Here is a 13,187-nt window from a genome sequence, read left to right as displayed (position 1 = left end):
TAGTTTCCAAATGCTAATTCTGCCGAACGTTGTCCTTCCATTGTGCTATGTATCACAGGGGCTATTAAATCTTTCATTCCCAATTCTTCTAAAGTAGCGGTATTGGAAGGTGTATTCACATCAAAAAATTCATCACTACAACCAACAATTGTAATAACAAACAAGGTTAAAATTATAGTTTTTATATTAATTTTTTTCATAATTCTTTTTTTAAAATATTACATTAAGACCAAAAGAAAAACTCTGACTCAAAGGGATACTCAACCCTGTAAATCCATAAACATTACTTCCTGCGCTATACTGATTGCCTTCAGGGTCGAATCCATCAAATGGTGTCCATAATAAAATATTATTAGCACTAACGTTAAAACTAAGTTTATCAACTTTTAATTTATTAGTAACATTGGATCCAAAATCGTAAGACAAACCTATGTTTCTAAGCTTTACCCAAGAAGCATCTTGAACTAAAATTTCTGAGGCTCTATTGTAACGTGTTGAACTTCTGTAGTAGTTTTGATCGATAGTTGTTTCGATAGTATTAGGAGTAAAGCCACCGTTACCATCGTCCATAACACCATCTAATATGGTATCTACATTACGAAAAGCTGTAATTCCACGAACACCATTTCTAATGGAATTACGCATACCCGAATCGTAAAGATCACCACCTTTTTTGTATTCTAACACAAAATTAAACCCAATACCTTTCCATTTAAAACTGTTATTAACAGAAGATATAAAATCAGGAAATGCATTACCAACAATGACTCTTTCGTCTAGGTTAACACGAGGTAAACCGTCGCTACCAATGTAGCGTTCTCCATTTTCATAGCGCCATTTGTAACCATATAAGTTACCCATTTTGTCGCCTTCTCTAATTTCAGATGTTACACCAGCAAAGCCTGAGTTTGCAAATATAATAGACTCAATATCATCAGGAATGTTAAGGACATTACCCTCACTTGTAGACCAATTTAAAATGATGTTCCACTTAAAGTCTGGTTTTCTAATAATATCTGCGCTTAATAATAACTCATGTCCAAATACCTCATAATCTCCCGCATTTCTTGTAATAGCAGATAGTCCAGAAGAATAAGCTGTACCAACATTAAAAATTTGATCTTCAACTTTAGTTTTAAAGTAGGCATAATCTATACGAATACGGCTATCAAAAAAACGTAAATCTGCACCAAATTCTGTAGATTTATTACTTTCAGGTTTAATAGCTAAATCTCCGAGCCTTGTGCTTCTTCTGTATCCGCCAGAACCACCAAATGGGAAATCGCCATCAACTACAAAGTACTGACCAACGTCTCCAAAACCAGGACCTTTACCTACTTCTGCCCAAGATGCTCTTAGTTTTCCAAAAGAGAAAACGTTGCTATCCCCAAAGAGATCAGAGATGTCATAGGCTAAACTAGCAGACGGATAAAAGAACGATCTGTTTTCTTTTGGTAATGTTGATAACCAGTCATTTCGTCCTGTTAAGGTTAAAAACAATTTGTCTTTATATGCCAATTTAAGTTCTCCAAAAACACCCATATTTCGCAATTGGGTTACTGAATTGTTTATAAAGAAATTAGTTGTATTTCCTATTTCATTAACTCCAGCAATGTTTAAGCCTTCGCCCCGTGCTTCATCATAATCTCTTTTGGTGTCTGAAATTTGATGACCTAAAGTTAAATCTGTAGTAAAATCATCAGACCAATCTTTAGTAAATGCAACCAATAAGTTAGATTCTAAAGCGGTAAAATTTATATTTTGATTTAAAATAAAACCACCAACTTGCGAACCACCGTCTAAATCTGGACCAACGTAACGATTACGTCTATCAGAATAATTATCAATTTGAGCAGCATAGGTAATATTTACCCAATCTTTTGGTTGCCAATTAAATGTAGCATTACCTACCCAACGATTAACATTGTCAACAAGACTACTGGTTTCCATTAAATATCTTGGGTTGTCAATAATTCCAAAAGAATAATCACGTTCAGATCCGTCTGGATTTTGGTAGTCATTAATTGGGAATGTTCCTGAAAAATAAGAAAGCGCACTCATAACCGATTTATCTCCACCATTTGCCCTTCTACCTCCAGAGTTTGTGAAAGAAATAGAGCTATTAATATTGAAATTGTCAGTAATTTTATAACCTGCTTTTAATCTTAGATTCGTTTTTTCATAATCTGTATTTGGTAAAATACCATCATCACTACTATTTCCAACAGACAAAAAGTAATCCATAACACCTGTAGCACCACTAACACTTAAATTTATTTGTTTGTTTACACCTGTTCTAAAAATGTCATAAGGACTGTAGTAAGCATCATTCGATAAATCTATAACATCGCCATTGCCTAAAGTTGCAGAATCATCGCTAAATTTTGGCCCCCAAGAATAAAAGGAAGTTCCTCCCAACCTTGTAAAACCAATATCAGTTTCTGGAGTGTATAAGGTTCTAGGAAGATTAGAAAAACCTTCACGATATTCAGTTTGATCATCAGGAGTTGTTTTAACATCTCTAAAAGTAGTAGAGGCTGTTAAACTTATTTTAGCTTTGCCTAGTTTACCCTTTTTTGTGGTAATAATAATGGCGCCATTTGAAGCTCTAACACCATAAAGTGCTGTAGCAGCAGCGCCTTTTAAAACACTATAGCTTTCTATATCTTCAGGGTTGATATCTCCTGCTCTATTAGAAAATGCAAATTGTTCAGCACTGTTTGGGGAATTAGATCCTGAACTTGGTCTTACTTCACCAGAAAACGTATCATTATTAAGTGCTAAACCGTCAACAATAATTAAAGGTTGATTACTTCTTGAAGGATTAACTGAAGTGACACCTCTAATTAAAATATCAACACCACCACCAGCAGACCCAGAAGTTCTGTTAATTTGTACACCAGCAACTTGTCCTTGAAGTGCTTCAAGAGCATTGTTTTGACCAGTCAAATTAACATCATTAGCATTTACTTGTGTTACAGAATACCCTAAAGATTTCTGTTTTTTAGCAACACCAAACGCAGTAATAACAACTTCGTCTAGTTTACTTGCATCTTCTTCTAGAGATGTATCTAGTTTTGTTCCTGTTACAGAGACTTCTTTTGTTTTAAAACCAACAAAAGAAAAAATTAATACATCACCTTGATTTGCAGAAATAGAATAATTTCCATCAAAATCAGTTGAGGTTCCATTGCTTGTACCTTTTACTTGAATGTTTACACCTGGTAACGGAACGCTAGAAGCATCAGTTACTTGACCACTTACAGTTATGTTCTGAGCAAACAAAAAACTGCATGTAGCGGCAAAAAAAACAAGAAAAGAGAGGGTCGTTTTTTTTCTCATAAAATAGAATTTGAATTAATAGTCACTCAAATATAATAATTAATTTGCGTTTTTATGCGTTTTTATGCGTTTTTATTACGTGTTTTTTGCAATATTGATTTGTTTGTTGCATATTTAGTGAATATTTGATGGAAATTATGTTAAAGCAAGAAAGGCATCATGCTATTTTAGATAAGTTAAAAGCAAATAAAAAAGTGCTATCCACTAAGCTGAGTGAAGAATTACTTGTGTCTGAAGATACCATTAGGCGAGACTTAAAAGAGTTAGAGTCTAAAAACTTGGTATATAAAGTCCATGGCGGTGCTTTATTAAAGGAAAGTAGAATATTATCTTATGATGAAAGAAGTAGTGCTGATATTGATAAGAAAAAGAAGATTGCTAAAAAAGCAGTAAAGCTAATTCATGATGGACAAGCTATTATTATGAGTGGAAGTTCAACGAATTTAGAATTAGCTAAAATTATTCCAGAAAATATAAATGCTACTGTTTATACTTATAGTTTACCCATTGCTACACAGCTATCTTATCATCCTTTAATAGAGGTTATATTTATGGGTGGAAAATTAAATAAAGCAGCACAAGTTACTGTTGGGATAGATTTAGTGACTTCTATTTATAATATTAGTGCCGATATTTGTTTTATGGGTGTAGACGGAATAAATGTGAAAAGAGGTTTAACGGAACAAGATTGGGATGTGTCTCGTATAAAAAGAAGTATGATTCATGCCTCAAATCATATTGTAGTGATGTGTATTAATAGCAAACTTATGTCTGCAAAAAGGCATACCGTTGTACCTATTCAAGAGATTGATGCTATCATTTCTAATATTGACCCCACTGATTCAGTTTTCGAAGATTTTAATGCTATTGGTTTAACAGTTATTTAGAAATTAAAGTTCCTGAAATTATGAGTGCCTCAAAAAGTAAACTAATTTATTTGTGCTTATTGGCCCTGTTATTGAGCAGTTGCAAATCCCATTATATTGCTAAAAACTTAGATAATAGCTTTTACAACAATCAATTCACAGGATTATTAGTTTATAATCCTAAAACAAAAGATACCGTATTTAATTATAATGCCGATAAATACTTTACGCCAGCAAGCAACACCAAAATATTTACTTTATATACTGCTTTACAGGTATTACCAGCACAAATACCAGCGTTTAAATACGGTGTAGAAAATGATACCATTACCATTCAAGGAACAGGAAACCCAACATTTCTTCATCCTTTTTTTAATGATAGTACCGCATTAAAAATGGCAGAAAATTATAAAAAAGTAAATGTGGTTTTAGGTAATTTAGAAGATGAAAAATTCGGTCCTGGTTGGGCTTGGGAAGACTACGACACGTATTTTAGTCCAGAAAAAAGTAGTTTCCCAATGTATGGTAATGTGGTTACTATTAGTAATCAAGATAGTTTACAAAGTATTCCTAAGGCATTAAAAAATCATATTCATTTTTCAGAATCTAACAGAAGAAGAAATTATAACGATAACACATTTTATTACAACCAAAAAAGAAAAGACACGATTGAAGTACCTATGGTTATTGACTCTTTGTTAATAAAGAAGTTGTGGAATTATATCTTGCCAAATAAGGTGTCAATTTCTAAGTATGCAGGTAAAGAGCTAACCCATACAGCTTATAGCATTCCATCCGATTCTTTATATAAACGCATGATGCTTGTTAGCGATAATTTTTTAGCAGAACAGATGTTAATTTTGGCATCTTCAACACTTTCAGATACATTGAGTTCAAAAAAAATTAGAGATACTATTTTAAACAATCAATTAAAAGATTTAAAACAAAAACCACGTTGGGTTGATGGTTCTGGGTTAAGCCGATATAATTTGTTTACGCCAACATCTTTTGTGCAAGTGCTTACAAAGTTATACAACCAAATGCCACAACAACGGTTATATAATCTATTTCCTGTTGGTGGAGAATCGGGGACTTTAAAAAATTATTATTCGGGCAAAAACAAACCTTATATTTATGCCAAATCGGGAACTTTAGGCAATAATTATTCGTTAAGCGGTTATTTAATTACAAATTCAGGAGAAACATTAATTTTTAGTTTTATGAATAACCATTATCGAAAAACTACCATAGACGTAAAAAAACGTATGCAATTAATTTTTGAGTGGCTTCGCGATAATTATTAAAAGCTATCTATAAATTAAAGCATTTTTAAGTGCGCTATTTTTAGCTTTCAAATCAATTAAAAAACCATTAATTACAGCATATTCATTAATACCGTTTTTTTGTAATATAAATGAGGGATTAACACCTGGTTTTATTTTAAACTCTGGTAACTTGTAATCTGTTTTAACTAAATGAATAGGTTTTGTAGCTTCTATATTATGTTCTGGCAATCCTTCTACTTTTATATAAGTGTAACCTGATTTTAAGAGTTTATAAACTTTTGAATTCGAAATGTCATCAACAGTTTCAAACACTTTAGAATATATTTTTCCTTCCACAATAGTATAACCTTCTGCATTAAAAGTGGTGTAGCCATAATAAGTTGATAAATCGCCTTGATCTACAATTCTTCCAACATTGTAATAATCGGTATGATCTGTATTATCAATTTCATAACGCTTCACACCAATATCAATTTTATAAGGTTTTCCTAATAAATTATAGGTTGCATTCTCAATTTTTAAATCGAATAATTTACTGTCGTTTCTTGGTATATTTTCATAATCTGCAATAGAAATATTTTTGTATTGCCTATTAGCAATAGTATAAATTGCCGATAGCATAGATACATAATTTAGTTTTCTAATTTCTTGTTTTTCAACATCGTTTTTATAACCTCCAGATTCAATTAAAATAGTACTAGTTCCCCATTTTTGAATATTATCGCCAAAAGCCCTAGGCTCAAAAGTGTCACTATATCGACCCACTTGTCCTGGTGCATATTTTTGAATAATATTATTCATAAAAACAATAATCCGCATAGCGTCTCCACGTACTTTATTAATATCTTTTTCATAATTATATGCAGGTGCTAAGTAAGAAATAGTTGCAGGTTTATTAGTGCGTTCTGCATTGTAATAAATATTTTGGTCGTGTAAATTAAAGCCAAAATCGGCATTAAGACTATCTCTAACACGCTTTAACGTTCTGCCTTCTGGCGATTGTAAACGTAATGCATCTCGGTTAATATCTATTCCTAAAACATTTCGTCTGGTATATTTTTCTGCGCCATCAGGATTTAACATCGGTAAAAAATGAAGTGTCACACTATTTAATATGGTTTCTTTTTCTTCTAAAAAATCTGTGCTAGTTAATAGGTTAAGAATATCAAAAATAGCCTGTGTTGCTGTAGGTTCGTCTCCATGCATTTGAGACCATAAAAACACATTGGTTTTACCTTTGCCAATACTAATTAGGGTTAAATCTCGTCCTTCAATAGATTCTCCCACTTTATTTACTGTAAAATCTGGTTTGTTTTTAAGCGCATTAATTAAAGGCTGAATATCTTGATGCTTTAAGCGTCTTTTATTCAAGCTAGATTCTTTATAGTTATTATATGTTCTATAAATTTCTGAAGTAAAATTTTTTGTTTGACTGGTAACAGATAATGTTAGAAATAATAATATTAGTTTAAAAAAAGATTTCATAATAATAGCAAGATTCTAGTTTTAAGTATTTAAGTAGTATTTTTGAAACTACAAGAAACAAAAAAATAATTTATAAAAATGAAGAATCAAGTTACTACAAAATGGTTAGGAAATATGCGATTTGAGAGTACCAATCCGTCAGGACATAACTTATTTATAGATGCAGGAGAAGAAAACGGAGGAAATAGTGAAGGCTATCGCCCTAAGGCACTAATGCTTTCTGGTTTAGCAGGTTGCTCGGGTTTAGATGTCGCATCTTTAATAAAAAAGATGAAACTTGAAGTTGATGATTTTAAAATAGATATTGATGCCAATTTAACCGAAGAACACCCTAAATACTATGATAAAGTCGATATGCATTTCCATTTTTACGGATCAGATTTAGACGAAAAAAAACTTCAAAAAGCAGTCAATTTATCTATAGAAAAATACTGTGGCGTTATGGAAATGTTTCGTCAATTTGCTAAATTAAATATAGAAGTTCACTTTCATAAAAGCACAATAAGTAATGAATAAAAACCTCCTGTTAATTGTATTGTTAATAAGCTTTTTAAGCTATTCACAACAAAAAACCCACGTTATATCTCATCAAGAAGAAGTTATTGTTACCGATCCTTCAAAAGGAAGTAATAGTTATAAACGCATGGCATTATTTCCTGGTAAAGACAAAAAAATAAGACGTATCATTTTAAACTTAACATTCGAATGCCCAGACAAAATGCGTTGTGCAGATTGGGATTATGTCGACCATATAAAAGCACGATCTAAAAACGACTCCACAGTTTACGAAATTGCTAGAATGCTTACACCTTATGGAGGACGATTTCAAAAAGATTGGCATTTTAAATGGCAAGTAGATGTTACAGATTTTAGCAAAATACTAAGAGACAAAGTAGAAATAGATTATATCCATACGGGGTACGAAGACAATAAAACAAGAGGTTGGAAAGTTACTGTAGATTTCGAAATCACCTATGGAAACCCAGTTGCTAATCCTATTGCAATTCATAAAATTTATGATGGCAATTTTAAGTATGGTGACGTATCAGATCCTATAGAAAATTATTTAACACCAAAAACAATAAAAGCTAATTCGAAAACAGATTTTTCAATCATTAAAGTGCATCAAACAGGACACGGTATGGATGCCAATGGTTGTGGAGAATTTTGTAGTAAGTATCGCGATATTCTTTTTAATGGAGAACTTGTAAATCGTAAAAACTTATGGATGGAATGTGGAGATAATCCTTTATATCCTCAAGCAGGGACATGGATTTTTGACCGAGCCAATTGGTGCCCAGGATATTTGTTGCAACCCGATGAGCTACTACTAAACACAGAACCTAATGAGGCTTTTACGGTTGAATTAAATATGGAACCCTATGAGACCGAAAAACCTAGTGCTAATGAGCTATTAACAACTTACCTTATAGAATATGAAAAGCCTAATGCGACAAACGATGTTACTTTATTAGACATTATCCAACCCTCTGTAAGTTTAGCGCATTCAAGGAAAAATCCATTTGGAGGATTACCAGTAATTAGAGTTAAAAACAATGGGAAAGCACCATTAAAAAAAATGGATATTGTTTATTTTATTGAAGGAGAAAAGCCCGAAAAGTTTAAGTGGACTGGAAATATCCCATTTAACCAAACAGCAATAATAACACTTCCAACAGAAGTTTTTAATAAAAAGACATCAGCTAATTTTTATGTACAACTATCTAAACCAAACGGGAAAAAAGATGCATTTAAGGCAGATAATAATTTAAAGTCCATTTATAGTCGCCCTAATATATTACCAGAAAGCATCATTGTATATTACGAAACTAATAAAAAGCCTAATGAGAATTCATATAGCATAAAAGATAGTTTTGGGAATATCTTTTTTGAAAAAGATTCTGTAAACATGAAACCAAATACAATATATAGAGATACTATTAACCTTAAGCAAGGGCATTATAGTTTTGTTTTTGATGATAGTAAAGGCAACGGATTAGAATTTTGGTTTAATGCTAAAGATGGTAGAGGTAATGTAAAACTGTTAGACACATTGGGTAATGCCATAAAGCATTTTGACTCAGATTTCGGAAGTCATTTAATTTATAACTTTTCTGTGCAACCAGATATAGAATACGAATTAGATAATACCCCATCTATTGCTATGTTCCCGAGTAGAACATTAGGACCAATAACGTTAGATTATTTTTCTAATAATGAAGCCCATGTTAAAGTCCTTATTGTTGACCAAGAAGATGAAACTAAAGTTTATGAAACTCATAATTATTATAATTTTAAAAGAGGTGTTTTAAATTATAATTTAGGATATTTACCAAAGAAACGTTATTACATCAAGGTTTTAATAGACGATAAAGAAGCGTTTAAAAATAGAATTAGACTAAAGGAGTAGTTGAAAAATGCGTTGGACACTTAAGCCAAAACCAGAAGCCAGTAAAATAGCGTCTCTAAAAAAAGCATTGCAAGTAGATACTACTATTGCAACCCTTTTATTACAACGCGGTATTGAAACTTTTGAAGACGCTAAAACATTCTTTAGACCAAGCTTAAACGATTTGCACGATCCGTTTTTAATGAAAGATATGGATTTAGCAGTTGAGCGTATAGAAAAAGCCATTGCCAATAAAGAAAATATTTTAGTATATGGTGATTACGATGTTGATGGTACAACAGCCGTCTCTTTAATGTCAACCTATTTAAAAACAAAATATCCACTAGTTCATACCTATATTCCAAACAGATATGATGAAGGATACGGTATTTCCTATAAAGGAATAAATTTTGCTTTAGAGAATGATTTTTCGCTTATTATTGCTTTAGATTGTGGTATTAAATCGGTCGACAAAGTAGCACACGCAAAAAAATTAGGTATCGATTTTATTATATGCGACCATCATAGACCAGGTATAGATATACCAAAAGCAGCAGCAGTATTAGACCCTAAGCGAGAAGATTGTAATTATCCATATAAAGAGCTATGCGGTTGCGGAGTGGGCTTTAAACTCATTCAGGCATTAGCATCAAAAGAAGGAAAAACCGTTGAAGATTTAACCGAGTATTTAGATTTAGTAGCCACTGCAATAGGGGCAGATATTGTTCCTATTGATGGAGAAAACAGAGTGTTGGCCCATTTTGGACTTTTAGTTATTAATTCAGCCCCAAGACCTGGAATAAAAGCCATTTTAAATCAGGTAAAAAAAACCGAACTCACCATTACCGATGTCGTATTTATAGTGGCTCCAAGAATTAATGCAGCTGGACGCATGAAACATGGTAATTATGCGGTGACTTTATTAACTGAAGAAGAACATGATAAAGCCCAACAATATGCTTCTGAAATTGATGAATATAATTTAGATAGACGTGAAACAGATAAGCAAATTACAGAAGAAGCTCTTAAACAAATTGAAGACCAAAAAGAACAGAACCGTTTTACTACTGTTGTTTACCACAAAAATTGGCATAAAGGTGTTATTGGTATTGTGGCTTCTAGATTAACAGAAACCTATTACAGACCAACCATAGTATTTACAAGAAGTGGCGAAAAATTAGCGGCCTCAGCACGCTCTGTTCGTGGATTTGATGTATATAATGCTATTGAAGCGTGTAGCCAACATATCGAACAATTTGGAGGACACAAATATGCTGCGGGTTTAACGCTTGAAGAAAAAAATTATGAAGCTTTTAAAAAGGCTTTTGAAGAAGAAGTAGAAAAAACAATTGATAGGAATTTGTTAACCCCAGAAATTAAAATTGATGCTCAAATTAGTTTAAAAGATATTACGCCAAAGTTTTACAGAATTTTAAAACAGTTTGCACCTTACGGGCCAGCAAATATGACACCTGTTTTTATGACTGAAAACTTAATCGATTCTGGATATGGCAAATGCGTAGGAGCAGATAAGACCCATTTAAGACTAACAGCAACTCAATCAGATTCCTCTAAAAGCATTGTTTGTATTGGATTTGGTATGGGCGATAAGTTTGATATTATTTCAGATAAAAAACCCTTTAAAGCAGTATATTCTATTGATGAAAACGAGTTTAGAGAAAACGTATCACTTCAATTAAAATTACGAGATATTAAAGCTTAATAAATGGCTAAAACAGATCCTTACGCAGCCTTACGTATTAAAGAATTCAACATTTTTTTATTTCTGCGTTTTGCCTTAGTTTTTGGCTGGTCTATGCAGTTTATTGTTATTGAATGGCAAGTGTATGAACTGACTAAAGATCCGCTTTCATTAGGAGTTATTGGTCTTTGCGAATTTTTACCTGCTTTTTTTCTTGCCCCTTTTGCTGGACATATTGTAGATAAAAAAGAAAAACGAAATCTATTTGCAATTTGCATTACATTATTTTCTTTAATAAGTTTTGGATTGTTTTGGTTGACTTCGGATAAAATAGAATCCTCATGGGAAACAAATACAATTTTATACGGAATTTATGGATTAGTATTTTTTGGTGGAGTTTTAAGAGCTTTCTTTGGACCAACTATTTTTTCACTTATAGCACTTCTTGTTCCTAAAAAAATATATCCTAACGCTGCAACATGGAGTAGTAGCACATGGAAAGGGGCTAATGTTTTTGGTGCATTGTGTGGTGGTTTTTTAATTGCTTGGATAGGTGTTCATTACACACTTGGGATTATATTTCTTTTAGTAATGTTAGCATTAGCACTAGTGTTACAGATAGGTAAAAAACCAATTTTGAACAAAAACATTAATGAATCGGTAAAAGAAAGTCTAAAAGCTGGACTTAGTTTTGTGTTTAATGACAAAGTTATTTTAGGCGCATTAACTTTAGACATGATTGCTGTTTTGTTTGGAGGAGCTGTTGCGATTTTTGCTGTATTTGCGACAGATATTTTGGATGCAGGACCAAAAGGTTTTGGTATATTGAATGCGGCACTTTCTTCAGGAAGTATTATAACTATGTTAGCGACAACTTATATTCCTATTACAAAAAATACAGGAAAGAAATTACTTATATCGGTTTTTGGTTTTGGTGTCTTTATGATAATTTTTGGAGCCTCAAAACTACTATGGTTAAGTGTTTTAGCATTGTTCTTTTCGGGTGTTTTCGATGGTATTTCGATGGTAGTTCGACAAACTATTCTTCAACTTAAAACCCCTGATGCTATGCGTGGACGAGTAGGAGCAGTTAATTCTATGTTTGTAGGATCTTCTAACGAACTTGGAGCTCTTGAGAGTGGTATAGCTGCAAGAATTTTTGGTGCGCCTTTGGCTGTTGTGCTTGGTGGTACAGTAACTCTTATTATTGTCGCTATAATGGGGGTTAAAAATAGAGAATTAAGAGAGTTAGATTTAACCGAAGATGTTGAGGCTAGTGAAAATGAGGATTAATATTCTTTTAATTCCATATTTTCCCCATTAAAAACCCCATAAGTGTAATAATGAATCCAATCCCCTAAATTAATGTATTTAGAGTTTTCGTTGAGGTCTATATTTAAAGGCAAATGCCTGTGCCCAAATACAAAAAAATCGTGATGTTTGTCTTCTAGCTTTCTTTTACAATATTGGACTAACCACTCGTTATCTTCGCCTAAAAATTTGGCATCGTCGTCGCCAGAAATCAATTTGTTTTTTACCGATAAATGTTGTGCCATTCGTACACCTAAATCTGGGTGTAACCAACGGAATAGCCATTTACAAAACGGATTTGTAAATACTTTTTTCATGCGTTTATAACCTTTGTCTCCAGGTCCTAAACCATCGCCATGGCCAATTAAAAAGGTTTTGTTATTAAAGGTAAACTCTTTGGGTTTGTGATATACAGGAATATTGAGTTCTTCTTCGAAATAGCCATTCATCCAAAGATCGTGGTTACCAACAAAATAATAAATTGGAATTCCTGAATCTGATATTTCGGCAAGTTTTCCGAGAGTTCGTGTAAAACCTTTTGGAACTACTTTTTTGTATTCCATCCAAAAATCGAATAAATCGCCTAACAGAAATATGGCAGCAGCATCGTGTTTTATATGGTCTAGCCATGCGACGAATTTTTTTTCGCGAGGACGAGAGGCTTCTTGTGTTGGTGCTCCTAAATGGTTATCGGATGCGAAATATATTTTTTTTTCTTCTGGAATTTGCATGTTGTAAATATAAATAAATTAGCTACGAATTAACGAATATTTAGGTTAAGAACTCGACATGCCAAATGGGCTTGC

9 protein-coding genes and 1 pseudogene are annotated in these 13,187 nt (G+C 32.6%); 6 read left to right on the top strand and 4 right to left on the bottom strand.

Translation table 11 applies throughout. The features are described from left to right. Together AADI82_RS09170 and AADI82_RS09165 are read right to left on the bottom strand one after the other, a co-directional pair. Positions 1 to 200, bottom strand: a pseudogene (locus AADI82_RS09170) (SusD/RagB family nutrient-binding outer membrane lipoprotein); the annotation flags it as partial. Between the two features lie 10 nt (positions 201 to 210). Beyond that, positions 211 to 3,342, bottom strand: a complete 3,132-nt coding sequence (locus AADI82_RS09165; protein WP_341216145.1) for a SusC/RagA family TonB-linked outer membrane protein — start codon at positions 3,340 to 3,342, stop codon at positions 211 to 213. Between the two features lie 137 nt (positions 3,343 to 3,479). Between AADI82_RS09165 and AADI82_RS09160 the strand changes: the two genes are divergently transcribed. Then, positions 3,480 to 4,229, top strand: a complete 750-nt coding sequence (locus tag AADI82_RS09160; RefSeq protein ID WP_341216144.1) for a DeoR/GlpR family DNA-binding transcription regulator — start codon at positions 3,480 to 3,482, stop codon at positions 4,227 to 4,229. Between the two features lie 20 nt (positions 4,230 to 4,249). Further along, positions 4,250 to 5,512 carry a D-alanyl-D-alanine carboxypeptidase gene (locus AADI82_RS09155; protein ID WP_341216143.1) on the top strand — a complete coding sequence of 421 codons (1,263 nt, stop codon included), beginning with the start codon at positions 4,250 to 4,252 and terminating at the stop codon, positions 5,510 to 5,512. 3 nt (positions 5,513 to 5,515) lie between these two features. Here the strand turns inward: AADI82_RS09155 and AADI82_RS09150 are convergent, their stop codons facing one another. Beyond that, a complete protein-coding gene (locus tag AADI82_RS09150) occupies positions 5,516 to 6,979 on the bottom strand; it encodes a M14 family zinc carboxypeptidase (RefSeq protein WP_341216142.1) in 1,464 nt (487 codons plus the stop codon). Positions 6,980 to 7,057: 78 nt separating this feature from the next. On the opposite strand from AADI82_RS09150, the gene AADI82_RS09145 reads away from it, so the two are divergent. The 4 genes from AADI82_RS09145 to AADI82_RS09130 are packed head-to-tail and all read left to right on the top strand — an operon-like array spanning position 7,058 to position 12,363. Next, positions 7,058 to 7,495, top strand: coding sequence for an OsmC family protein (locus AADI82_RS09145; protein ID WP_341216141.1), 438 nt, complete (start codon positions 7,058 to 7,060; stop codon positions 7,493 to 7,495). Further along, entirely contained in the window at positions 7,488 to 9,389 is a 1,902-nt protein-coding gene (locus tag AADI82_RS09140) for a peptide-N-glycosidase F-related protein (protein ID WP_341216140.1), read from the top strand. Before AADI82_RS09145 ends, AADI82_RS09140 begins: the two co-directional genes overlap by 8 nt. A gap of 7 nt (positions 9,390 to 9,396) precedes the next feature. Then, a complete protein-coding gene (gene recJ / locus AADI82_RS09135; RefSeq protein WP_341216139.1) occupies positions 9,397 to 11,091 on the top strand; it encodes a single-stranded-DNA-specific exonuclease RecJ in 1,695 nt (564 codons plus the stop codon). Positions 11,092 to 11,094: 3 nt separating this feature from the next. Continuing rightward, complete coding sequence (locus AADI82_RS09130) at positions 11,095 to 12,363, top strand: MFS transporter (RefSeq protein ID WP_341216138.1); 1,269 nt, start codon at positions 11,095 to 11,097, stop codon at positions 12,361 to 12,363. Here AADI82_RS09130 and AADI82_RS09125 read toward each other — a convergent pair. After that, positions 12,360 to 13,112: a UDP-2,3-diacylglucosamine diphosphatase gene (locus tag AADI82_RS09125; protein WP_341216137.1), complete on the bottom strand. Its 753-nt coding sequence runs from the start codon at positions 13,110 to 13,112 to the stop codon at positions 12,360 to 12,362. The genes AADI82_RS09130 and AADI82_RS09125 overlap by 4 nt on opposite strands. Between the last annotated feature and the right edge of the window lie 75 nt (positions 13,113 to 13,187).

This window comes from uncultured Wocania sp. (assembly GCF_964021735.1).
GTDB lineage: Bacteria > Bacteroidota > Bacteroidia > Flavobacteriales > Flavobacteriaceae > Wocania_A.
Note: the sequence above shows the minus strand (reverse complement) of the source record. Positions and strands in the feature narration are given on the sequence as shown.

Bases quoted from the DNA above. Each gene is read 5' to 3' on its own strand.
- AADI82_RS09165 (WP_341216145.1), bottom strand. From the start codon at position 3,342: ATGAGAAAAAAAACGACCCTCTCTTTTCTTGTTTTTTTTGCCGCTACA.
- AADI82_RS09160 (WP_341216144.1), top strand. From the start codon at position 3,480: ATGTTAAAGCAAGAAAGGCATCATGCTATTTTAGATAAGTTAAAAGCA.
- AADI82_RS09155 (WP_341216143.1), top strand. From the start codon at position 4,250: ATGAGTGCCTCAAAAAGTAAACTAATTTATTTGTGCTTATTGGCCCTG.
- AADI82_RS09150 (WP_341216142.1), bottom strand. From the start codon at position 6,979: ATGAAATCTTTTTTTAAACTAATATTATTATTTCTAACATTATCTGTT.
- AADI82_RS09145 (WP_341216141.1), top strand. From the start codon at position 7,058: ATGAAGAATCAAGTTACTACAAAATGGTTAGGAAATATGCGATTTGAG.
- AADI82_RS09140 (WP_341216140.1), top strand. From the start codon at position 7,488: ATGAATAAAAACCTCCTGTTAATTGTATTGTTAATAAGCTTTTTAAGC.
- recJ (WP_341216139.1), top strand. From the start codon at position 9,397: ATGCGTTGGACACTTAAGCCAAAACCAGAAGCCAGTAAAATAGCGTCT.
- AADI82_RS09130 (WP_341216138.1), top strand. From the start codon at position 11,095: ATGGCTAAAACAGATCCTTACGCAGCCTTACGTATTAAAGAATTCAAC.
- AADI82_RS09125 (WP_341216137.1), bottom strand. From the start codon at position 13,112: ATGCAAATTCCAGAAGAAAAAAAAATATATTTCGCATCCGATAACCAT.